Source organism: Actinacidiphila sp. bgisy160, assembly GCF_057707815.1.
Genome location: NZ_JBYIQW010000002.1, coordinates 259,909 through 282,521, shown reverse-complemented (window position 1 = coordinate 282,521; position 22,613 = coordinate 259,909). Strand labels below are relative to the sequence as shown.

Sequence of the window (22,613 nt, the reverse complement as noted above, 5' to 3'; positions counted from 1 at the left end):
TGGGGCAGGCTGAGGGGCATGGCGGACGATCAGCGGCACGCACTGCGCCGCGACCTGGAGCGGGCCGTACGGGGCGAGGTCTCCTTCGACGCGCAGAGCAGGGCGCTGACCACGATGGACGCGTCCAACTACCGGCGCGTTCCGGTGGCCGTGGTCGCGCCGCACGACGCCGGCGACGTGGCCGCGGCGCTCGCCGTGTGCCGGGCGCACGGGGTGCCGGTGGTGCCGCGCGGCGGGGGCACGTCGATCGCCGGGCAGGCGACGGGCACCGGAGTCGTGCTCGACTTCACCCGGCACATGCACCGGATCGTGTCACTCAACCCCGAGGCGTTGACGGCCCGTGTGCAGCCGGGGGTCGTCCTGGACGACCTGCGGCGCGCCGCGGCCGCCCACGGACTGACCTTCGGCCCCGATCCGTCCACCCACAGCCGCTGCACCCTCGGCGGCATGATCGGCAACAACGCGTGCGGCCCGCACTCGGTCGCCTGGGGCACCACCGCCGACAACGTCAGGGCCCTGGAGTGCCTCACCTACGCCGGGGAACCGCTGCGCACCGCCGGGCCGCTCCGCGCCGACCTGCGGCAACTCGTCGACGACCACCTCGCCCTGCTGCGCACCGGCTACCCGCAGCGGCTCCCCCGCCGCATCTCCGGCTACGCCCTGGACGCCCTGCTCCCCGAACGCGGCCGGGACCTGGCCCGCGCCCTGACCGGCAGCGAGGGCACGCTCGCGGTGATCACGGAGGCCGAGGTCCGGCTGGTGCCCGCGCCACCGGTGCGCGTGCTGGTCGTCCTCGGCTACGCGGACGAGGGTGCCGCCGCCGACGCCGCGGGCGGGCTGCTGTCGTACGGCCCGCTGACGGTGGAGGGGATGGCCGCCGACCTGGTGGGCGGGAGGGCCCCTGGGCTGCTGCCCAGGGGCGGCGCGTGGCTCTTCGTCGAGATGCCCGGCACCGGTGAGGCGCAGGCGCTGCGGCGGCTCGCGGACGCGGTCGACTCGGTCGTCGTGACCGACCCGGTCGCGCAGCGCGCGCTGTGGCGGATCCGCGAGGAGGCCGCCGGGACCGCCACCCGGACGCCCGGGGGCGCGGAGGCCTGGCCGGGCTGGGAGGACTGCGCGGTGCCCCCGGCGCGGCTCGGCGCCTACCTGCGCGACTTCCGCGCGCTGCTGCGCGAGCACGGCCTGCACGGCACCCCGTACGGGCACTTCGGCGACGGCTGCATCCACGTACGCATCGATTTCGACCTGCTCGGCGCGGCCGGTGTGGCCCGCTTCCGGCGCTTCTCCGAGGACGTCGCGGACCTCGTCGTCGCGCACGGCGGCTCGCTGTCCGGGGAGCACGGCGACGGGCAGGCCCGCGCGGAGCTGCTGCCGAAAATGTACGGGGAGGAACTGGTCACGCTCTTCGGCCGGTTCAAGGACGCGCTGGACCCGGCGGGCGGCCTCAACCCCGGCATGCTCGTGCGGCCCGACCCCCTCGACACCCATCTGCGCTTCGCGGTCCTGCCGCGCCGGCCGGTCGACGTCGCCTTCGGCTACCCCCACGACGGCGGGGACTTCTCGGCGGCGGTGCGCCGCTGCGTCGGCGTCGCCAAGTGCCGTGACGCGGACGGAGGTCCGGAGGCGGGCGTCATGTGCCCCTCGTACCGGGTGACGCACGAGGAGCGGCACTCCACCCGCGGCCGGGCCCGCCTGCTGCACGAGATGCTCGCCGGCGAGATCGTCACCGGCGGCTGGCGCTCTCCCGAGGTCCTGGACGCCCTCGACCTGTGCCTGTCCTGCAAGGGCTGCCGCACGGACTGTCCGGTCGGCGTGGACATGGCCACCTACAAGGCGGAGTTCCTGCACCACCACTACCGGCGGCGGCCGCGGCCCGCCTCCCACTACCTGCTGGGCGGGCTGCCGACATGGCTGCGCGCGGCGGCCCCGGTCGCCGGGACCGTGAACGCCCTGACGCGGGGGGGACCGCTGGCGGCCCTGGCCAAGCGGGCGGCGGGCCTCGCGCCCGAGCGGGAACTGCCGCTGCCGGCCGAGGAGTCCCTGGTGCGCTGGTGGCGGCGGCAGGAGCCCACGCCGGAAACGGGGACGGACGCCGAGGCGGCGGCGACGGTGGTCCTGTGGCCGGACACCTTCACCGACCGCTTCTCCCCCGAGGTCGGCCGCGCCGCCGTACGCGTCCTCCAGGCGGCCGGGTTGCGGGTCGTGCTGCCGCCGGGGCGTGTGTGCTGCGGCCTGACCTGGGTCTCGACCGGCCGGCTCGACCGGGCCCGCCGGGTGATGCGCCGCACGGTGCGGCGGATGGCTCCGGTGGTGACCGCGGGTCATCCCGTCGTCGTGCTGGAGCCGAGCTGCGCGGCGGCGCTCCGCACCGACCTGCCCGAGCTCCTGGGCACCGACGAGGCCGCGGCCCTGGCGGGCTCCGTGCGCACCTTCGCGCAGGTGCTGGAGGAGGCGGCCCCCGGCTGGACGCCGCCGCGCCTCGACCGGGCCGTCACCGGCCAGACCCACTGCCACCAGCACGCGGTCCTCGGCGACGCCGCCGAGCGCCGGCTGCGGGCCCGCGCCGGGCTCAGCGGCACCCTGGCCTCCGGTTGCTGCGGTCTGGCCGGGAACTTCGGCTTCGAACGCGGCCATTACGAGGTCTCCGTCGCCTGCGCCGAGGACCGTCTCCTCCCCGCCGTCCGCGCCGCCCGCCCCGGCGCGGCCGTCCTCGCGGACGGCTTCTCCTGCCGCACCCAGCTCGCCCAGCTCGCCGGGGTGCGGGCCCGGCATCTCGCGGAGCTGCTCGCGGACGGGCTGTGAGGCGGCGGGCCACGGGACGGGCGGGGCCTCAGAAATCCGCGGTGTCCAGCTCCAGTCCGAACGGCTCCGGCAGCCGCAGCGGTGTGCCGAAGGGATGCGGGCCCTCCACCACCCGGTAGCCGAGCTCCCCCGGCTCCGCGTACAGGGTGCAGCTGCGCTCCTGCCGGCCGACGAGGAGGTACAGCGGGGCGCCGTACTCGGCGTAGCGGCGGCGTTTGACGAACCGGTCGGTGTCGCCGTTGGACTGCGAGGTGACCTCCACCACCAGCAGGGTCTGGTGGGGGACGAGAGCGTCGGCTTCCGCAAGGTCTTCCGGCACGACGGCCAGGTCCGGCACATACCAGTTGTCACTGCCGGGAAGGTCCAGGTTTCCCGAGCCCGAGAGGCAGCCCATTTTCTGTGCGACGGGGTCGATCTGCCGACGGATCATGGCCGCGGCCTTCTCATGCCCCCACGTGGGTGGCACCACTTGCTGGTTGAGCCCCTCGACGATCTGCACCCGGTCCCCCCCGTGGTGCCGGATCGCGAACTTGAGCGCGGCTTCCGGGTCGTCCGGCGCGTACGAGCCGGCGGCCGCCCGAGGCGCCCAGTGGGGCTGTGAGCTCATCGGTCCTCCAGGGGGCTCCACGCAAGCGACTGACGACAGCTCCGATTCTCACGCAGCCGACGCCCTCCCGGGCCACCCCGATCGCACATTCACTCGAAACGATGAAGCGGTCCCAAAACGACGCCGACGCCGGCGTCACGGCAGCAGCACGTGCCTCTCCCGCGAGGCGCCCGCCGTCCGGCTGGACCTGGACGCCGGCGACGCACCCGGCACCGGGTCGCCGTCGCCTGAGCGTCGGGCCGCCGCGCCGGCCGCCCGACGGGGCCGGGGCCGCGCTCAGGCCGCCACCGACTCCACCGGCTCCGGCTCCCGCGGCACCAGCTCGATCAGCTTGTGGTCCTTGCCGCGGTGCAGGTCGATCTTGAGCCGCAGCCCGCCCAGCCGGGCCAGGACGAGTCCGACGCAGACCGCCGCCGCCGCGGCGACCAGGCCGCCGGCCAGGAAGCCGGTCCGGGCACCGAAGACGTCGGTGACCCAGCCGACGAGCGGACCGCCCAGCGGAGTGCCGCCCACGAAGACCATCATGAACAGGCTCATGACGCGGCCGCGCATGGCGGGGTCGGTCGCCAGCTGGACGCTGGCGTTGGCGGTGGTGTTGAAGGTCAGGCCGAAGATGCCGATCGGCAGCATGAGCACCAGGAAGATCCAGTACGTCGGCGCCAGTGCCGCCACGGCCTCCAGCAGGCCGAACCCGAGGGCCGCGCCGACCAGCAGCCGCAGCCGGGTGCTGCCGCGCCGGGCCGCCAGCAGCGCGCCGACGACGGAGCCGACCGCGAGCACCGAGTTGAACAGGCCGTACATGCCGGCGTCGCCGTGGAAGACGTGGTCGGCGAAGGCGGTGAGCCAGATCGGGAAGTTGTAGGCGAAGGTGCCGATGAAGCCGACCAGCACGATGGGCCAGATCAGCTCCGGCCGCCCGGCGACGTAGCGCAGCCCCTCGCGCAGCTGGCCCTTGCCGCGCGGCGCGGTGGGCACCTCGTACAACTCGGACCGGCGCATGAGCAGCAGCCCGGCGAGCGGCGCCAGGAAGGACAGGCCGTTGAACAGGAACGCCCAGCCGCTGCCGACCGCGGTGATCAGCGCGCCCGCGACGGCGGGACCGATCAGGCGGGCGCTCTGGAAGTTGGCGGAGTTCAGGGAGACGGCGTTGCGGACGTCGGCCGGGCCGACCATCTCGACGACGAACGCCTGCCGGGTGGGGTTGTCGACGACGGTGACCACGCCGAGGCCGAAGGCGATGGCGTACACGTGCCAGACCTGGACGGCTCCGCTGAGGGTCAGGGCGGCGAGGGCGAGGCCCAGCAGGCCCATGGCGACCTGGGTGGCCAGCAGGATACGGCGCTTGGGGTAGCGGTCGGCGATGACGCCGCCGTAGAGCCCGAGGAGCAGCATGGGGAGGAACTGCAGCGCGGTCGTGATGCCCACGGCGAAGGAGGACCCGGTCAGGCTCAGCACCAGCCAGTCCTGCGCGATGCGGGACATCCAGGTGCCGGTGTTGGAGACGAGCGCGCCGCCGGCGAAGAGCCGGTAGTTGCGGTTGCGGAGCGAGCTGAACATACCGCCGGGCGCGGGCGTCGCGGCGGGGCGCCCGGGGCCGGGTGTCCCGGACGGTCCGGTGGCTCCCGCGGCGGCGTCGGCGCCCGCCGGGGTCGGCAGATCGGCCGGGTCGGCGGTACCGGCCGGGCCGGTCCGCTCAGGGATGTTCGGTTCGGGTGCGGCGTCTGATGCGGCTGCCGAACTCAATCCGGTCTCGCCTCCTCGTCATCGGGTCCTTGCGTCGGCGTGAGCGAGCTTCTCCAGGACGGGCGCCGCCTCGCGGAGCACGGCGCGTTCCTCCTCCGAGAGGGTGGAAAGGAGCTCGGCCAGGAACGCGTTGCGCCGCGCCCGGCTCTCCTCGAGCATCGCCTCCGCCTGCTCGGTCTGCCGGACGACGACCTGGCGCCGGTCGTCCGGGTGCGGGTCCCGGTGCACCAGGCCCTTGGATTCGAGCATGGCGACGATCCGCGTCATGGAGGGCGGCTGCACGTGCTCCTTGCGGGCCAGTTCCCCGGGGGTGGCGGACCCGCAGCGCGCGAGGGTGCCCAGCACGGACATCTCCGTCGGGCTGAGCGACTCGTCGACCCGGTGGTGGCGCAGTCGGCGGGAGAGCCGCATCACGGCACCGCGCAGCGTGTTCACCGCCACGCGGTCGTCCTCGGACAGTTCGGTCACGTTTGTTAGCCTAGCTCATTACTTATGCTAAGTAAAAATTGCCGCTGCGGTGCCGTGTCCAAACGCATTCGTCAAGGAAGTCACCCGTCCGGGTGAGTTCCGCCCCGAAAACGACGCATGCCCCGAGGAGCCCGCCGGACCCTTGGGCCATGGCTTCGAGAGTGCTCAGCATGCGCATGGACGGGGACCTGCTGGACCGTCTCCAGGCTCACGCCGCCAAACGCGGGATGAGCGTCCAGGACTACATCGTCCGGACGCTCATCCGCGATGACTTCGACGAACGGCTCAAGGCCTCCGTCGACGAGACCGAGCAGTTCTACACGGGCGGTTACGTCAGGCCCAGCGCCGGCATCAGGTAGTAGAAGGCGAAGACCGCCGACACCGCGTAGAGCGCGGGCGGTACCTCACGGCCGCGCCCCGCCACCAGCCGCAGCACACAGAAGGTGATGAACCCGATGCCGATGCCGTTGGTGATCGAGTAGGTGAACGGCATGAGCAGCATCGTCAGGAACGCCGGGACGGCGATCGTGAAGTCGCTCCAGTCGATCTCCCGCACGCTGCCCGCCATGATCAGGAAGCCCACCGCGACCAGCGCGGGGGTGGCCGCCTGGGCCGGGACCATCGTGGCCAGCGGCGCGAAGAACAGGGCGACCACGAAGAGCAGCCCGGTGGCGATCGAGGCGAGGCCGGTGCGCGCGCCCTCGCCGGCGCCGGCGGTGGACTCCGCGTAGCAGGTGTTGGCCGAGCAGGAGGCGAAGCCGCCCGCCGCGGTCGCGACGCCGTCGACCATCAGGACCCGGCTCATCCCGGGCAGGTCGCCCTTGGAGTCCAGCAGGTGCGCCTCGTCGGCGACACCAAGGATGGTGCCCATCGCGTCGAAGAAGCAGCTCAGCAGCACCGTGAAGACGAAGAGGACGCCGGTGAGGACACCGACCTCCTGGAAGCCGCCGAACAGGCTCACCTTGCCGATCAGCCCGAAGTCGGGGCTCGCGACCGGGTTGCCGGGCCACTGCGGGACGGTGAGGCCCCAGGCGGTGTCCTTGACGTTCGCCACCGCGTCCACGGCGAGCGCCAGGAGGGTCATCGCGACGATGCTGATCAGGATGGCGCCGGGCACCTTGCGGACGATCAGCCCGAGGGTCAGCAGCACACCGAGGATGAAGATCAGCACCGGCCAGCCGGTCAGATGGCCGCCCGCGCCCAGCTGCAGCGGAACGGTGGTGTGCGCGGCGTCCGGGATACGGGTCACGAAGCCGGAGTCGACCAGGCCGATCAGCACGATGAACAGGCCGATGCCGATGGCGATCGCCTTGCGCAGACCGAGCGGCACCGCGCTCATCACCCGCTCCCGCAGGCCCGTGGCGACGAGCACCATGATCGCGAGGCCGACGAGGACCACCATGCCCATCGCGTCCGGCCAGCTCATCTTCGGCGCGAGCTGCAGCGCGACGATGCTGTTCACGCCGAGGCCCGCGGCCAGCGCGATCGGCACGTTGCCGATGACGCCCATGAGCAGGGTGGTGAAGGCGGCGGTCACGACGGTCGCGGTGACCAGCTGGCCGCCGTCGAGGTGGTGGCCGTACTTGTCCGCGCCCGAGCTGAGGATGATCGGGTTCAGGACGATGATGTAGGCCATCGCGAAGAAGGTGGCCAGACCACCGCGGATCTCCCGGGGGACGGAGGACCCCCGCTCGGTGATCCGGAAGAACCGGTCGAGCGCGCCGGGGGCGGCCGCCGGGGGCGGGGTCGGGGAGCTGGGCACGACCTTGGCGGTGGTCGACGGGGACATGCGGGTCCTTGCGTGGGGGGGGTCTTTTGGAGGTTCCTACGACTGAAACCAGTCAGCCTCGGGCCGTTTCAGTATGAACATATGAGCGTCTTCAGCGCTATCTCCGCGCGTAGACCCCCGTGGGTCACTGGGTACGCTGTGCGGTATGAGCAGCAGCAGCCACAACAAGGGGACGGCCGGGTTGCGTGAGGCGCCGGCTCCTCTGGAGGCGAACGACGTCGCGACCGTCACCGTCGGGACGGTCATCTGGTTCGCGCTCTTCCTCGTCCAGCTCCCCTTCTACGGCTGGTACTCCGACCACGGCCACACCTGGTGGATCTGGACCTGCCTGGCCGGCGGGGGCCTCGGGCTCATCGGTCTGTGGTACGTGCGCGCCCGCCGGGACGCCATCGCGCGGGCCCGCGCCGCGCAGGCCGCCGGACAGGACTGAGCCGCGGGCCCCAGCGTCCGGCCCGCGTCGCCCCGCGCGTCCGGCCCGCGCGTCCGGCCCGCGCTTCCGGCCCGGGCGCAGAGGCCGGGTGGCCGCTACGCCCCCGGTCGTACGGCGCCCCGGAGATGTCCCCGAGAGCGGCCGCCCACCGCGCCCCCGGCGCCCGGCCCCACGTACCGTCGAAGCCATGACGGAACGCACGCAGCGGGAGGCGACCGGGGCGCGACCGGTGACGCGCGGGGGGCTGACCGCTGCCGAGGTGGCGGAGCGCGTCGCGCGGGGCGAGGTCAACGACGTCCCGGTGCGCTCCTCCCGCTCGCTGGCCGAAATCGTCCGCTCGAACGTCTTCACCCGCTTCAACGCGATCATCGGGGTGCTCTTCCTGATCATCCTGGTGGTCGGCCCGATCCAGGACGGCCTGTTCGGCTTCGTCATCATCGCCAACACCGGCATCGGCATCTTCCAGGAGTGGCGCGCCAAGAAGACCCTGGACGGGCTCGCCGTGATCGGGGAGGCGAAACCCACCGTCCGCCGCGACGGGGTCGCCACCCGGGTCCCCACCTCCGGGATCGTCCTCGGCGACCTCATCGAACTCGGGCCGGGGGACAAGGTGGTGGTCGACGGCGAGGTGGCCGAGGCCGACAGCCTGGAGGTCGACGAGTCGCTGCTCACCGGCGAGGCCGACCCGGTCGTCAAGCACCCCGGCGACCCCGTGATGTCCGGCAGCTTCGTGGTGGCGGGCGGCGGCGCCTTCACCGCGACCAAGGTCGGCCGGGAGGCCTACGCGGCGCAACTCGCCGAGGAGGCGAGCCGCTTCACCCTCGTCCACTCCGAACTGCGCAGCGGCATCAGCCAGATCCTCAAGTACGTCACCTGGATGATGGTCCCCACGGCCATCGGCCTGATCGTCAGCCAGCTCGTCCTGGAGGGCAACGACTGGCGCGAGGCGGTCCGCCGCATGGTCGGCGGCATCGTGCCGATGGTGCCCGAGGGGCTGGTCCTGCTCACCTCGGTGGCCTTCGCGATCGGCGTGATCCGGCTGGGCCGCAAGCAGTGCCTCGTCCAGGAGCTGCCCGCGATCGAGGGGCTGGCGAGGGTGGACGTGGTGTGCCTGGACAAGACCGGCACCCTTACCGAGGGCGGGATGGACGTCGCCGAGCTGCGGATGCTGGACAGTGTCCCGGAGACGTACGTACGGCAGGTGCTGGGCGCCGTCGGCTCCGCGGACCCGCGCCCCAACCCCACCCTGGCCGCGGTCGCCGCGGCCTTTCCCGCCCCGGACGGCGGCTGGCACGTCGTGGACGCGCTGCCCTTCTCCTCGGCCCGCAAGTACAGCGGCGCTGCCTTCACCGAACCGGACGGCGAACGCAGCGCCTGGCTGCTCGGCGCCCCCGATGTGCTGCTCCCCGCCGGCGACCGGGCGCTCGGCGAGATCGACGGCCTCAACGCCCAGGGCCTGCGGGTGCTGCTGCTCGCCCGGACGCGGGGGGACCTGGGCGACCCGGCGGTGGGCGCCTCCGCCACCCCGGCCGCGCTGGTCGTCCTGGAGCAGCGGCTGCGCCCCGACGCCGCCGACACCCTGCGCTACTTCGCCGACCAGGACGTGCGCGCCAAGGTCATCTCCGGCGACAACGCGGTCTCCGTCGGCGCCGTCGCCGGGAAGCTGGGGCTGCCCGGCGCCGAGCGGACGGTCGACGCCCGCAGACTGCCCGCCGAGCGCACGCAGATGGCGGCCGCCCTCGACCGGGGCACGGTCTTCGGCCGGGTCACCCCGCAGCAGAAGCGCGAGATGGTGGGCGCGCTCCAGTCCGGCGGCCACAACGTGGCGATGACCGGGGACGGCGTCAACGACGTCCTCGCCCTCAAGGACGCCGACATCGGCGTCGCCATGGGGTCCGGTTCCGAGGCGACCCGGGCGGTCGCGCAGATCGTGCTGCTCGACAACAGCTTCTCGGCGCTCCCGTCGGTCGTGGCCGAGGGCCGCCGGGTCATCGGCAACATCACCCGCGTCGCGACGCTCTTCCTCACCAAGACCGTCTACTCGGTGCTGCTCGCGCTCCTGGTGATCATCTGGCACGCGCCGTACCCGTTCCTCCCCCGGCATCTGACGCTGCTGTCCACGCTGACCATCGGCGTCCCCGCCTTCTTCCTCGCCCTGGCCCCCAACAAGGAGCGGGCCAAGCCGCACTTCGTGCGCCGGGTCATGCGCTACTCCCTGCCCGCCGGGGTGATCGCGGGCGTCGCCACCTTCGTGACGTACATGCTCGCCCGCCACCACTACCACGGCGCCGGCGCGCTGGAGGCGGAGACCAGCGCCGCGACGCTGACCCTCTTCCTGGTCGCGATGTGGGTGCTGGCGCTGGTCGCGCGTCCGTACACCTGGTGGCGGATCGGCCTGGTCCTCGCCATGGGCGCGGGATTCCTGATCGTCCTGGTCACCCCGTGGCTGCAGGAGTTCTTCGCCCTGCGCCTGGTCGGTACGCAGGGCCCTTGGACGGCCGTCGCCGTCGCGGTGACCGCGGCGGCGCTGCTGGAGCTGGTCTGGCGCCGCGTCGGCCGCATGGACGGCGGCGCCCCGCCGGGAAAGCAGGCGGCGCCGGACCCCCGCTGAGGGGACCCGGCGCCGCGAGGTGCCGCCGGCGTGGTTACTTCACGTCCACGAAGTCGCCCGCGGCGACGGCCTTGCCGGTCGTCGAGGTGCCGACGAAGTTGTAGCGCCAGTAGCCGTCGACGGACGCCTGCACGGTGGTCTTGAGGCCACCGGTGCTGTTGGACTTGACGGTCTTGACCGTCTTGTAGGTGCTGGTGCCCTTCTTGCGGAACTGCAGCTGCACCGACTGGTTGGTGTAGCCGTGGTACAGGTTGTCGTCCCAGTTCGCACGGCTCAGCTTGCCCGTGACGGTGATGGTCTTGCCCTTCCTCACCGGCTCGGGCGCGGCGTTGACCGTCACCTTCCCGGCCCGCTTGAAGCGCGCCGTGGTGTAGGCCTCGGCGGAGGTGTAGCCGCCGTCCGTGCCGAGGGCGTCCGCGTACACCTTCCAGCCGCCCGCCAGCGCGTTCCACAGGTAGCGCTTCACGTCGATGGACACGGTGACCTTGCAGGTCGAGACCGTGGGGTTGGTGGCGGAGACGGTGCAGGTGCCGTGGTCCGCCTCGGGGGCGAACACCTGGTCGTACTCCTCCAGGTTCGGCCCGTGCCAGAAGGCGGCCCAGCCGTCCTGGATGCCGGACGGGCTGCTCGCCGTCACCGTGAGGGTGACGGTCTTCGTGCCGGACGTTCCGAAGACGAGGTCGGAGCCGCCGCTGATCACGACCTTGGAGATCTCGGGGTTGACGATGTCCTCGGACGCCGCCGCCATCTTCTTGGCCTGCGGCGCGCGGTCGAAGGGGCTTGCCTTGCCGTCCGCCTGCGCGGACGGGACCGCGACGGCGGCCAGTGCCAGGGCGCCGCAAACGGCGGCCACAGTGGCGCGAATACGCATGATTGAGGATTCCCCACAGGAAAGGGACGCGCGTCGAACTCCCCCCGACGCCACGTCTCGAATGGTGAGAGGAGATTACGCGTGAGCAGCCGCCCAGGGAAATCCCTTTCACATGGCGTCCCAGTGTGACGACGGACACGCGCCCCCCACTCAGTCGAACCAGCGGTCGCGGGCCAACTCCTCCGTGCGCGTCGGGTCTTCCAGCAACGCGGCCACCTCGAAGCGGCGGTGCCAGGCGCCCGCCGCCCACGACAGGCCGGCGGCGACGCCCTCCAGCGTGGCGGCGTGCAGGGTGCCGTCGGTCCACCGCCAGTCGAGCTCGACGGTGCCGCCGTCGGGGGCCCTGACCAGGAGTTCCTCGTGCTCGATGTACGACAGCGGGGCGCCGGGCAGCAGCTCGCGGACCGCGTCCGCGACCTCGTGCGGCTCCCCGTCCGAGACGACCGGCGCGTCGAAGGCCTCGCTGAGCCGGCGCACCTGGAACAGCTCGGCCAGCGCCGCGGCGCGGACCGGCGGCACCGGGAGCAGGGGCAGGCCGGCGGTGAGCGGGAGCAGGTCGGGCGCGTCCGCGACGAGGGCTTCCCCGGCGTCGACCACGCGTGGATCGCGGCCGTCGACGACGGCCCGCAGCTCCTCGGGGAGGGTGACCTGCTCGGGGTCGAGGGTGGCCAGCTCGGAGTAGAGCTGGTGCAGCTGCGCCGGGGTCACCGTGGAGTCCGGGTCGGCGAGGCGGGCGACCAGTTCGGCGGCGCCGCCCGGCTCGTCCAGCAGGGCCGCGACGGAGGTGCGCACGCCCAGGGCGCGCAGCACCTGGTCGTCCACGGCCCCGGCCTCGGCGTCCTCGTACAGCCCGGCGAGCAGCGGGTCGCCGCCGGCCGCGCGCAGGCCGACCGGGCGGCGGCCGTCGAGGACCGGATGGTCACGCAGCCACCAGGCGGTGTAGGGCCGCACGGACTGGGTGGTGCCGTCGGGCAGCAGGACGCGCACTGGCTGGGTGACCGCGTCGCGCAGCGGTGGCACGGAGAGCATGGCCAGCGCCTGCGGCCAGGCATCGTCGTCCACGAGGTCGAGGTCGCGCACGGCGACGATCTCGGTGGCGACCGGCGGCACGTCGGTGTCCGGCAGCTGGTCCAGTACGTCCTCGCACCACACGTCGACCGCGTCGAGCAGCCCGGCGTCGTCCGGCTCGGCCCAGTCGCTCTCGCGCGGCTCCAGCTCGTCCGGGTCGAGCACCACGTCGGTGGCCCGGACCAGGGCGAAGGTGGCGAGCACGCCGACCGCGGTCAGCGGCTGCTCGCCCCAGCGGGCGGCCAGGTCCTCGTCGACGGAGCCGAGTTCCCCCTCCCGGATGACCTGCTCGAAGGCGCTGCCCGGCAGCACCAGTTCACCGGCCGGGGTGAGCTCCCCCTCGTCGTCGGTGAGGGCCAGGGCGGCCAGCCACGGCTCGTCGCCGGGGGCGAGGTTCGCGGCGCGGACCAGGCCCAGGACGACCTCGGCCAGCTCCTCCGCGTCCAGCGCGGGCGCGGCATCCGCCCCGACGCCGTCGTACCAGGCCTCGTCGGCGTCCAGGGACGCGGCCACGGCCGCGCGCACCTGCGGGGTGGTGAGGACGGCGCGGGGGGTCGCCGGGGTGGCGCCGAGCTTCTCCAGCAGCGGGTGCGCGGCCTCCGGGTCGGCCACCTTCAGGCCCAGCCGTGACAGCTCCGAGGCGGCGGGCAGCCCGGTGCTGACCGGGGCGGCCTCCTCGGCGTAGACGCTGTCCATCTCGGGCAGCGGAAGCAGCACCTGGCGCGGTCCGACCACCGTGCGGTGGTCGGCCAGCGGCACGGGCAGCCCGCTCAGCCGGTCCGGGTCGGTACCGGCCAGCGAGTCGTACAGGCGGTGCCACCACGCCGCGGGCCGCTCCACCCCGGCGAGCCGGTCGATCGCGTCGCCCAGCGGCAGCCGGGCGACCCCGAGGACGCGCAGTTCGGGGCGGCGCTCCAGCCCCGCGGGCAGCAGCGTCGGGAAGACCTCCGCCAGCACACCGACGGTCTCCGCGCCGGTGCCCTCGACGACCTCGGCCTCCACCGGGCGCAGCACGGGCGGGAGTTCGTCCTCCCCTGCCGTGTCCGTGACGTCGGCGGCGCGCGGCAGGAAGGCGGTGCGCGGCAGCCGCTCCAGCACGTGGCGGCGCAGTTCCGCGTCCAGCTCCCCCTTGCCGAGGGGGCCCGGCACGAGGTCCACGATGCCGGTGGTGACCGGCTGCCAGTCGGCCAGCAGCCGTACGTACAGCTCGGCCGCCCGCGCGACCAGGAAGTCGGTGAGGGCGCCGGGCGCGGCGTGGCGCCGGCTCGGGTCCAGCGGCAGCGAGGCGATGAGCAGCGCGGGCAGGCCCAGCGGCTCGTCCGTCGGTGTCGGGGCGTGCACGAAGGGCGCCGTCCGCGGCCGCTCGGGCGCGCCGTCCCGGCCCACCGGGACGGCCCACGTCACCGACCACACCGGCCGCAGCCGCTCCTCGACGGGGCGGTCGGCCAGCAGCGCCGCCTCCAGCGGGCCGGCGTCGCTCACGGTGCGCCAGCGGGTGCTGCCGCCCGCGCTGTCCGCGACGACGGTCAGCCCGTCCTCCTGACGCCGGGTCATGGTCCGTACGCCCTCCGGCGTCTCCACGACCACCTCGGCCAGGCCCGGCAGGGACAGCAGCAGCGCGTCGTCGATCGCGGCGAGCAGGCGCGCCGCGAGGTCCGCGGCGGCGCCGTCGCGCAGCGGCAGCACGACGCACGTGTCGTAGCCGTCCGGGGCCGTGCCCTCCGCGGGCAGCGGCAGCCGCAGCAGCGGTACGTGGCCGTCCCGGCGGCGCAGTTCGTCGGTGAGTCCCGGCGAGTGCCCGCCGGTCTCCCGCGCGAGGTCGCGGGCCTCCGCCAGCGACCAGCGGACGCCGCCGCTGCGGCTGAGGATCGCGGGCTCGTCGCTGACCGCGAGCACGGCGGAGAATCCGACGCCGAAGCGGCCGACGGCCAGGTCGCCCTGCTCGCGCTTGGCGCTGGCGCGCAGCGTCGACAGGGACTCCACGCCCACGGCGTCCAGGTGGGCCCCGGTGTTCGCGGCGGCGAGCACCCCCTCGCGCAGGGTCAGCCGCAGGCGGCCGGTCACCCCGGCGCGGGTCGCCGCGTCGGCGGCGTTCTGGGCCAGTTCGACGACGAGGCGGTCGCGGTAACCGCCGAGCGCGAGGTCCTCCTCCGCGTTGGCGTCCTCCCGGAACCGGGCGGGCGACGCGGCCCACGCGTCCAGCACGGCCCGCCGCAGCCGTGCGGTACCGAACGGATCTGCGCCCCGGTCCATCGCGGTCCCGCTCACGTCGTCTTCTCCCTCACGCGGTGTCGCATGCCCTGTGCGTGTGACGCTACCGCGTGCGCCCGGGACCCGGACGACGAGCAGTGGCCCCAAGCGCCCCCACGGCCGCGGGCACCCGGGCGACGGCCCGGTCGGAGCAACCCGGACGGGGCACGGGCGGAGCCCATGAGGCCCCACGGTGCGCCGGCCGGACCCGGGCGCGAGCGGGCCCTATGTGGCCCGGTGGCGCCCGGTCGCGGGGCGGCAGCCGTCAGGTGCGACCCGACTCCTCGACCGGGGTGACCGGCAACCGCCCCGAGGCACGCAGCGCAGCCCAGGCGGCCCGCCAGGAGCCCCGGCGTCCGGGCGGCAGCCCGGGGCCAGGACGCGCGGCGCAGCCCGGGACCAGGTGCGCAGCACACCCGCCCAGGGCGTAGGACGCCCACACCGGCACCGGCCCGGACGACGGGCCGACCAGCGCCGCACGCGCGGCTCGCCCGCCACCCCGGGCACGCGATCCGCGGGCGGCATCAGCGCAGCACGGGCCTGGGCGCGAGCGGATCTCACGTGGCCGGAGGCACACGGTCAGCGGCCGCAGCCGGGTGTGACCCAGGTTCCTCGACCGGGGTGACCGGCAACCGCCCCGAGGCACGCAGCGCAGCCCAGGCGGCCCGCCAGGAGCCCCGGCGTCCGGGCGGCAGCCCGGGGCCAGGACGCGCGGCGCAGCCCGCCTGGCGCCCGGGGCACCCCGGAACGCCCCGGGGGCGTCAGCTGTGGCCGAGTTCCTCGGCCGGGGTGGTGTCCTCGACGGAGCCGTGGCGGTCGGGGTGGAGGGGGAGCGGCTCGACCGCGGTCTCGTCCAGGACGGGCGGGGCCGGGCGGGGCGTCTTCGGCATCACCGCCGCCTCGGAGTGGGCGCCGCACCCGTAGGCGAGGGAGACGACGCGCCCGTCGGCAGGGGAGAACTCGTTCGCGCAGATACCGAAAGCCTGCCGCAGGGAGCCCGCGATCGGGACGAGGAAACCGCAGGAGACGCACTGGGCGGGGGCGGCCTGGGCCATGGGGGCCTTCGGGCCGTACTCGTCCTCCCAGCGGTCCGCGGCGACGTGCAGCCCGTACCGGGACAGCACGCGCGGCCGGGCCATGCCGATCTCCTCCGCGACGGCGGCGATCGTGCCGACCGTGGGTGCCATCGGCAGGGACGCCGGGGGGCCGCCGGACACGTCCGCGTCCTCGGCCTCGACGAGCTCGGCCATCTCCTCCGAGACCGGCGAGTTCGGCGGCGGGGCGTCCTCCCCGGAGAAGCCGGACTCCAGGCGCAGGTCCTCCGCCTCGGTGGGCAGGAGGTCGCCGGGGCCGAGGTCCCCAGGGCGCAGGCGCTCGCTCCACGGCACCCATTCGGGCGCGAGGACGGCCTCGGGGCCGGGCACGAGGACCGTCTCGTCCAGGGTGATCGCCTTGGCGCGGGAGGCGCGGGTGAGCGTGACCGCCCAGCGCCAGCCGCGATAGGCGGCCTCACGGCAGTCGAAGAGGTGTGTCACGACACGGTCGCCCTCGGCGACCGTCCCCAGGTGCTCGCCGACCGCTTTCGCGCCGAAGGCCTCGACGGCGGCTTCGAGGGCGAGGTCGACCGCCTCGGCGCACAGGCGGTCAGGGGTACGGCTTCGCATCGCAGCACTCACAAGAATCGATTCTCTCCTACGCCGTCTTACGCGTGCGCCGCCGAGGGTCGGGCGGGGCGGTGGCGGAGCGGACCGGAGGACCGCTTCAAACGCTGCCTGCCCGTACGTCCACGGGCGCACCTGATGACTCCATTCTGCGCGATCGCACGCTATCGGTGCGCGCCCCGTTCGGAAAGCCGCCCGGTAGGGCAGACTGGCGAGCGTGGCACGCACAGTGACGTCCGGCCCGGGACCGGTTCGCAGGGCGGGGAACGCCGTCGCGCGCGCCACGCAGCGTACGTCGTCGGCCGTGGTGCGCCGCGTCCGCCGTCACACGCATTCCGGCGGGGCGGGCGAGTCGGGCCTGGCGAAACTGATCGAGCTGCACGCGGTGAACTCGGCCGGCGACATGCTGATCACCGTCGCACTCGCCAGCACGATCTTCTTCTCCGTGCCGACCGGTGAGGCGCGCGGCCGCGTGGCGCTGTACCTGCTGGTCACGATGGCCCCGTTCGCGCTGCTGGCGCCGGTGGTCGGGCCGCTGCTGGACCGCATCCCGCACGGCCGGCGCGCCGCGATGGCGATGTCGATGCTGGCCCGGGCGATCCTGGCCTGGACGATGGCCGGGGTGGTGGCGACCGCCGGACTGGAGCTGTATCCGGCCGCCTTGGGGGTGCTCGTGGCCTCGAAGGCGTACGGCGTGGTGCGCAGCGCGGTGATGCCGCGGCTGCTGCCGGCGCGCACGACGCTGGTGAAGGCGAACTCCCGGGTGAGCCTGACCGGCCTGCTGGCCACCGCCGTGGCGGCGCCGATCGGGGGGCTGCTCCACCTGATCGGGCCGGGCGTGCCGCTGTACGGGGCGTTCGTCGTCTTCGTCTGCGGGACGCTGCTCTCCTTCTCCCTCCCGCACAAGGTGGACTCCGCCAAGGGAGAGGCGCGCGCCGAACTGACCTCGGGCGAGGAGGTCGAGCACCACCGCCTGGGCCGGCAGTGGCGGGAGAAGCGGCCGGGGCTGCGCAGCGTCGGCGGTCCGGTGCTGCACGCCCTGCAGGCCAACGCCTCGCTGCGGGCCCTGTCCGGGTTCCTGACCCTCTTCCTCGCGTTCCTGCTGCGCGAGCATCCGCTGGGCGGCCTGTCGGGGCCGGTGTCGCTGGGCCTGGTCGCCGTGGCGGCGGGCGCGGGCAACGCCTTCGGCACCGCTCTGGGCTCCTGGCTGCGCGCCCGGGGACCGGAGCGGATCATCATCAGCGCGCTGGTCGCCGCCCTGGTGGCGACGTGCGTGGCGGCGGCCTGGTACGGGGTGCTGACCATCGCCCTCGTGGCGGCCGCGGCGGGCATCGCGCAGGCGCTGGGCAAGGTCTCACTGGACGCCCTGATCCAGCGCGACGTGCCGGAGGAGGTGCGCACCTCGGCCTTCGCCCGCTCGGAGACCGCGCTCCAGCTGGCGTGGGTGACCGGCGGCGCCATCGGCATCGTCCTGCCGCTGCACGGCACGCTCGGGATGGCGGTGGCGGCGGCCCTGGTGGCGCTCGGCGTCACCTTCTCGGTCCGCGGCCTGATGACCGGCGCCCGGGGACGGGCGACACGTCCGCGCACGGTGTGAGCACGCGGGGGCGGGGACACGACCGGGCCCCCCGCGTAGCGGGAACGCGACCGCCCGGTAGCCTCACCTTCATGAGCAATCGCCGCCGTGCCGCCGCCCTCGGTGCCGTGTCCCTCGGGCTGATCGCCCTCTCCGCCTGCGAGAAGCCGACCCCCCTGGCGACCGTCACCGTCGGCGACAGGACCGTGACCACCGAGGCCACCAGCAAGTGCTACCTCGACGGGAAGAAGCTGACGGAGCAGGCCTTCCTGGCCTGCCTGCAGGGCAAGCCCGAGAAGACGATCACGGTCCGGCCCGGTGACAAGGTGCGGATCGGTGTCGACCCCGCGATCGCCGAGAAGGGCTGGGTCGTGGCCGCCGGCACCTCCGGCAAGTCGGGGCTGCTGAAGGACACCACCTACCGCTCCTTCGACGCCGAGACCCTGCTCGCCGACGCGCAGACCGGCGCCACGGCCGACGAGGTCACCCTCAACATCATCGAGACCGGCGGCGGCCAGGACTACCTCGGCGTCTGGCAGTTCAAGCTGAAGTCGGCGGGCTGAACCGCCCGCTGACGTCATGACGCCCCGCCTCCTCGTCGTCACCGCCGTCCCCGCGGAACGCGACGCGGTCGTCCGCGGAATCGGCGGCACGGCCGCCGAACGGCCCGTACCCGGTGCCCGTGTCCTGCTGCGCACCGCCCTCGCGGACGTGCTGGCCGCGGGTGTCGGGCCGGCCGCCGCGGCGGCCGGTACGGCGGCCGCGCTCACCGCGGCGCCGTACGCCCTGGTCGTCTCGGCGGGGATCGCCGGCGGCTTCCGCCCCGGCGCGCCGGTCGGTTCGACGGTCGTCGCCGACGTGATCGTCGCCGCCGACCTGGGCGCGGAGGGCCCGGAGGGCTTCCTCCCGGTCGCCGAGCTCGGCTTCGGCACCTCCGAGCACCGTCCGCCCGGACCGCTGTCCCGCCGGGTGGCCGACGTGCTCGGCGCGGCGTACGGGCCGGTCCTGGCGGTGTCGACGGTGACGGGAACGGCCGGGCGCGCCGCCGAACTGGCGCGCCGGCATCCGGGAGCGCTGGCCGAGGCCATGGAGGGCTTCGGCGTCGCGGAGGCGGCCGCGGCGCACGGGCTGCCCGTCCTGGAGATCCGTACGGTGTCCAATCCCGTGGGCCCGCGCGACCGCGCGGCCTGGCGGATCGGGGAGGCGCTCGACGCGCTCGCCGATGCCTTCGCCCGGCTCGGGAAGCAGCCCGCCGTACTCGACGTTGGAGACCGGACATGAGCCAAGAGCGCGCACTGCGGATCGCCTACTCCCCGTGCCCCAATGACACCTTCGTCTTCCACGCCTGGGCGCACGGCCTGGTCCCGGGGGCGCCGCCGATCGACGTGACGTTCGCGGACATCGACATCACCAACGGGATGGCCGAGCGCGGCGAGTTCGACGTCCTGAAGGTCTCGTACGCGGTGCTGCCCTACGTGCTCGACGAGTACGCGCTACTGCCTTGCGGCGGCGCGCTGGGCCGTGGCTGCGGCCCGCTCGTGCTGACCAGGGACGAGGGCACGCGCAAGGGCGCCGACCTGAGCGGGCGCACGGTCGCGGTGCCCAGCGAGCGCTCGACGGCGTACCTGCTGTTCCGGCTGTGGGCGGCCGCCGAAGTGCCGGGCGGCGTCGGGGAGATCGTCGTCCTGCCGTTCCACGAGATCATGCCCGCGGTGCGGGACGGCCGGGTGGACGCGGGGCTCGTGATCCACGAGGCGCGCTTCACCTACCAGGACTACGGGCTGCACAAGCTCGCGGACATGGGCGAGCACTGGGAGCGGACCACCTCCCTGCCCATCCCGCTCGGCGCGATCATCGCCAAGCGGTCCCTGGGAGAGGAGCGGCTGCGCGAGCTGGCGGCCGCGGCCCGCACCTCCGTCCACATGGCCTGGGACGAGCCGGAGGCCTCACGCGGCTACGTCATGGAGCACGCGCAGGAGATGGACCCGAAGGTGGCGGACCAGCACATCGGGCTGTACGTCAACGAGTTCACCTCCGCGCTCGGCGAGGAGGGCTACGCGGCGGTCCGCGGGCTGCTCACCCGGGCCGCGGCCGAGGGGCTGGTGCCGCCCCTCGGTCCGCACGCGCTCGAGCTGTGAGACCGGCCCTGGCCCCGGACGGGGTTCAGACGTCCAGCTGGTCGGCGACGACGCGCAGGACGGATGCGATCTTGTGGCCGTGGGCCTTGTCCGGGTAACGGCCGCGCTGCAGCGAGCGGGCGACGTCCTCCAGGAGCGTGGTCAGGTCCTGCACGATGGGCAGCAGTTCGTCGGGCTTGCGTCGCTGCGCGGCCGCCACGGACGGCGCCGGCTCGAGCAGGGTCACCGAAAGCGCCTGGTCGCCGCGTTGCCCGGCGACCACGCCGAACTCGACTCGTTGCCCCGGCTTCAGCGTGGCCACACCGTCCGGCAGGACGGAGGAGTGCACGAAGACGTCACCGCCGTCGTCGCGGGAGAGGAAGCCGAAGCCCTTCTCGCTGTTGAACCACTTGACCTTGCCGGTAGGCACGTCCGACCTCGTCCTCGCTGTAGACAGAAAAAGCTCTTGGATAGCAAGACAGCGGGTCCCTTGGCAGACCCGCTGCCCATAAGGCTAATGGCCCAGGGGCGTGTGACAAGACTCCGTGGTCCTCCTGCTCCGGCCGCCATCCGGCCGGTGCGCTGCGACTTCCCCCGGCGATCTACCCTGGTGCGGTGACCACCGAAACCCGGAAACCGGGCGATCTCCTCGTGCGCGCCGGCGCCGCCGTCTTCGTCGTCGGCGCACTGGGCACTCTGGCCACCGTGGCCCCGCTCTTCCTGGGATCCGACCCGCTGCCGACCGCCGCCTACCTGGTGTCGATGCTCATGGGCGTCGGCTTCGCGCTGGCCCTGGCCGGGCTGCTGCGCTCCGCGCGGGCGCAGAGCCGTCAGGCGACGGCGCCCGGTTCCGGGAGGTAGGAGGCGAACCAGGCGGGGAACTCCGTCAGGTCGGCCAGCACGACGTCCGCCCCGGCGGCACGCAGTTCGTCCGCCGTGACCGGGCCCGTCGCCACCGCCACGGACAGCGCGCCGGCCGTGCGGGCCCCGACGACGTCCCCCACGTGGTCACCGACGTAGACCGCGGCCCCGTACTCGGTCAGCGCCTCCGCCTTCGCCTCGGCCCACAGCCAGCCGCGCACCTCGTCGACCTCCAGGCCCAGGTGCGTCAGGTGCAGCTTGGCGTTCGGCTCGTGCTTCGCGGTGACCACGACGGCCCGCCCCGCAGCCGCGTGCACGGCGGCGACGGCCTCGCGCGCCCCGGGCATGGCCGGGGTCGGGGCGACGGCGTACTCGGGGTACAGCGCCCGGTAGCGGTCGGCGACCGCGGGGACGTCCTCCGCGGGGAACCAGTGCGCCAGCTCCCAGTCGAGCGGCGGCCCGAGGCGGGTGACGGCGAGCGCGGCGTCGATGAAGACGCCGGTCTCCTCGGCGAGGCGCTCGTACGTCGCCTTGATGCCGGGACGCGAGTCGATCAGGGTCATGTCGAGGTCGAAACCGACCGTTACCGGGAATGTCGGCTGGGAAGCGGGCATGGCAGCCACTCTAACGAGGCCGCCGGCCGGCCCTGGCCCCCCGCCAGAGCAGGAAGGCGGCGGAAGCGACGGCCGCGATCCGCGCGACCGTGGGCAGCGCGTCGCTGATCGCGGAGTCCAGGCCGCCCTCGGGGATCGGCTCGCCCCACCGCCCGGCGAAACGGCCCCAGATCCAGATCAGCGCGGCCGCGGCGGTCAGCCCCGGCAGGCCCAGCGCCGCGAACCGGGACGCGCGGCGGGACAGGCGGCGCGAGCCGTACGCCACGGCCCAGCCGGCGAGGAGGGCGATCCAGGACCCCAGGACGGCGCCGGCGAGCAGCAGGAGCGCGGCGACGGTCTCCAGGAGGCCGGCCCGCCACCGCCACGGCCTGCGGCGTCGGCCCGCGGGTTCCTGCTGCTCGTCCTGCCCGGCCTGCTCGTCTTCGGGATCCGCTTCCGCTTCCGCTTCCGCTTCGGCGCCCGGGTCCGTCTCGGGGGTGAGGGGGATGATCAGGCCGCCGGTCATGCCGGGCAGCCCGGCCAGTTCGTCCCCCGGCAGGAGCTCGCGTGACGGGGACTGCGTGCGCCGGCCGGGAAGCCGCCACCACTCCGGCTCCGCCGGTGCGGGGCCAGGCGGGGTGCGGGGCGCGGGCACGCCGGTGGCGGCCTCCTCCTGCACCACCTGGTCCGGGGCGCCCAGCCGGCCCAGGATCCGGCGCACCACGGCGGGGTTGTCGCTGCCGTGCCGCTCCCGGTCGATGTCCTCGCGCAGGCGTGCTACGAGGTCCCGGCGGCGGTCCGCCGGGAGGGCCGTCTGTGCCAGGTCCCCCACCTTGCTGAGGTAGTCCAGAACCAACCGATCGCTCTCCGCCGCACCCATGCGCCGAAGCTACCCCCCTCCGGGACCGCTCATGAGATTTGTGGGCGGTCCGATCCGTGCACGCCCGGGGTGCGTGGGCAGGCGTGGGGCCACCCCCAGCGGCGGCCGGGCAAGGGACGACGCGCCGCACCCGCGCGGTACCGCGCGAGCCACCCCCAGCCCGGCGGCTGGAAGGCACCCCCACGCGTGCACGCCGGTGGGGGCACCTCCCAGCGGCGGCCGGGGGAGGGACGACTGTCCGCGACCCCGGGGACGGAGGTGCGCGTGCGCCCACGGGCCCCAGGCG

At 74.2% G+C, this 22,613-nt stretch carries 19 protein-coding genes; 9 read left to right on the top strand and 10 right to left on the bottom strand.

Annotated elements, in window-relative coordinates; genetic code table 11:
• The first annotated feature begins 18 nt into the window (after positions 1-18).
• Positions 19-2,802, top strand: a complete 2,784-nt coding sequence (locus tag AC3EUJ_RS04070) for an FAD-binding and (Fe-S)-binding domain-containing protein (RefSeq protein WP_431959508.1) — start codon at positions 19-21, stop codon at positions 2,800-2,802.
• A 28-nt stretch (positions 2,803-2,830) separates the two neighbouring features.
• Here the strand turns inward: AC3EUJ_RS04070 and AC3EUJ_RS04065 are convergent, their stop codons facing one another.
• The 3 genes from AC3EUJ_RS04065 to AC3EUJ_RS04055 all read right to left on the bottom strand — a co-directional run bounded on the left by AC3EUJ_RS04065 (position 2,831) and on the right by AC3EUJ_RS04055 (position 5,563).
• Positions 2,831-3,409 carry a Uma2 family endonuclease gene (locus AC3EUJ_RS04065; RefSeq protein ID WP_431959507.1) on the bottom strand — a complete coding sequence of 193 codons (579 nt, stop codon included), beginning with the start codon at positions 3,407-3,409 and terminating at the stop codon, positions 2,831-2,833.
• A gap of 276 nt (positions 3,410-3,685) precedes the next feature.
• Positions 3,686-5,152 (bottom strand): MFS transporter, encoded by a 1,467-nt coding sequence (locus tag AC3EUJ_RS04060; protein ID WP_431959506.1) that lies wholly within the window; start codon positions 5,150-5,152, stop codon positions 3,686-3,688.
• 18 nt (positions 5,153-5,170) lie between these two features.
• Complete coding sequence (locus tag AC3EUJ_RS04055; protein ID WP_431959601.1) at positions 5,171-5,563, bottom strand: MarR family winged helix-turn-helix transcriptional regulator; 393 nt, start codon at positions 5,561-5,563, stop codon at positions 5,171-5,173.
• Positions 5,564-5,769: 206 nt separating this feature from the next.
• On the opposite strand from AC3EUJ_RS04055, the gene AC3EUJ_RS04050 reads away from it, so the two are divergent.
• Positions 5,770-5,979 carry a ribbon-helix-helix protein, CopG family gene (locus AC3EUJ_RS04050; protein ID WP_431959505.1) on the top strand — a complete coding sequence of 70 codons (210 nt, stop codon included), beginning with the start codon at positions 5,770-5,772 and terminating at the stop codon, positions 5,977-5,979.
• Here the strand turns inward: AC3EUJ_RS04050 and AC3EUJ_RS04045 are convergent.
• Positions 5,949-7,409, bottom strand: a complete 1,461-nt coding sequence (locus tag AC3EUJ_RS04045) for an NCS2 family permease (protein WP_431959504.1) — start codon at positions 7,407-7,409, stop codon at positions 5,949-5,951. The genes AC3EUJ_RS04050 and AC3EUJ_RS04045 overlap by 31 nt on opposite strands.
• Before the next feature lie 145 nt (positions 7,410-7,554).
• Between AC3EUJ_RS04045 and AC3EUJ_RS04040 the strand changes: the two genes are divergently transcribed.
• Positions 7,555-7,839, top strand: a complete 285-nt coding sequence (locus AC3EUJ_RS04040; protein ID WP_431959503.1) for a DUF2530 domain-containing protein — start codon at positions 7,555-7,557, stop codon at positions 7,837-7,839.
• A 187-nt stretch (positions 7,840-8,026) separates the two neighbouring features.
• Entirely contained in the window at positions 8,027-10,450 is a 2,424-nt protein-coding gene (locus AC3EUJ_RS04035) for an HAD-IC family P-type ATPase (protein ID WP_431959502.1), read from the top strand.
• A gap of 34 nt (positions 10,451-10,484) precedes the next feature.
• Here the strand turns inward: AC3EUJ_RS04035 and AC3EUJ_RS04030 are convergent, their stop codons facing one another.
• The 3 genes from AC3EUJ_RS04030 to AC3EUJ_RS04020 all read right to left on the bottom strand — a co-directional run bounded on the left by AC3EUJ_RS04030 (position 10,485) and on the right by AC3EUJ_RS04020 (position 16,303).
• A complete protein-coding gene (locus AC3EUJ_RS04030) occupies positions 10,485-11,321 on the bottom strand; it encodes a calcium-binding protein (protein WP_431959501.1) in 837 nt (278 codons plus the stop codon).
• Positions 11,322-11,471: 150 nt separating this feature from the next.
• Positions 11,472-14,642, bottom strand: coding sequence for a sacsin N-terminal ATP-binding-like domain-containing protein (locus tag AC3EUJ_RS04025; protein ID WP_431959600.1), 3,171 nt, complete (start codon positions 14,640-14,642; stop codon positions 11,472-11,474).
• Positions 14,643-15,400: 758 nt separating this feature from the next.
• Positions 15,401-16,303, bottom strand: coding sequence for a DUF3027 domain-containing protein (locus AC3EUJ_RS04020; protein ID WP_431959500.1), 903 nt, complete (start codon positions 16,301-16,303; stop codon positions 15,401-15,403).
• Positions 16,304-16,517: 214 nt separating this feature from the next.
• Here AC3EUJ_RS04020 and AC3EUJ_RS04015 point away from each other — a divergent pair, with 214 nt between their 5' ends.
• From AC3EUJ_RS04015 to AC3EUJ_RS04000, 4 genes are all read left to right on the top strand, one after another.
• Positions 16,518-17,897, top strand: coding sequence for an MFS transporter (locus AC3EUJ_RS04015; protein ID WP_431959499.1), 1,380 nt, complete (start codon positions 16,518-16,520; stop codon positions 17,895-17,897).
• 71 nt (positions 17,898-17,968) lie between these two features.
• Positions 17,969-18,439 (top strand): hypothetical protein, encoded by a 471-nt coding sequence (locus tag AC3EUJ_RS04010; RefSeq protein WP_431959498.1) that lies wholly within the window; start codon positions 17,969-17,971, stop codon positions 18,437-18,439.
• 16 nt (positions 18,440-18,455) lie between these two features.
• The gene (locus AC3EUJ_RS04005) at positions 18,456-19,157 is read left to right on the top strand and encodes a futalosine hydrolase (RefSeq protein WP_431959497.1); all 702 of its coding nucleotides are present in this window, start codon (positions 18,456-18,458) and stop codon (positions 19,155-19,157) included.
• Positions 19,154-20,014: a 1,4-dihydroxy-6-naphtoate synthase gene (locus AC3EUJ_RS04000; RefSeq protein WP_431959496.1), complete on the top strand. Its 861-nt coding sequence runs from the start codon at positions 19,154-19,156 to the stop codon at positions 20,012-20,014. Before AC3EUJ_RS04005 ends, AC3EUJ_RS04000 begins: the two co-directional genes overlap by 4 nt.
• A 25-nt stretch (positions 20,015-20,039) precedes the next feature.
• Here AC3EUJ_RS04000 and AC3EUJ_RS03995 read toward each other — a convergent pair whose 3' ends face one another.
• Positions 20,040-20,423: a cold-shock protein gene (locus AC3EUJ_RS03995; protein WP_319161765.1), complete on the bottom strand. Its 384-nt coding sequence runs from the start codon at positions 20,421-20,423 to the stop codon at positions 20,040-20,042.
• Between the two features lie 185 nt (positions 20,424-20,608).
• On the opposite strand from AC3EUJ_RS03995, the gene AC3EUJ_RS03990 reads away from it, so the two are divergent.
• The gene (locus AC3EUJ_RS03990; RefSeq protein ID WP_431959495.1) at positions 20,609-20,854 is read left to right on the top strand and encodes a hypothetical protein; all 246 of its coding nucleotides are present in this window, start codon (positions 20,609-20,611) and stop codon (positions 20,852-20,854) included.
• Here the strand turns inward: AC3EUJ_RS03990 and AC3EUJ_RS03985 are convergent.
• Positions 20,824-21,468 (bottom strand): HAD family hydrolase, encoded by a 645-nt coding sequence (locus AC3EUJ_RS03985; protein WP_431959494.1) that lies wholly within the window; start codon positions 21,466-21,468, stop codon positions 20,824-20,826. The genes AC3EUJ_RS03990 and AC3EUJ_RS03985 overlap by 31 nt on opposite strands.
• A gap of 10 nt (positions 21,469-21,478) precedes the next feature.
• Positions 21,479-22,327 carry an HAAS signaling domain-containing protein gene (locus AC3EUJ_RS03980; RefSeq protein ID WP_431959493.1) on the bottom strand — a complete coding sequence of 283 codons (849 nt, stop codon included), beginning with the start codon at positions 22,325-22,327 and terminating at the stop codon, positions 21,479-21,481.
• Positions 22,328-22,613 lie beyond the last annotated feature (286 nt).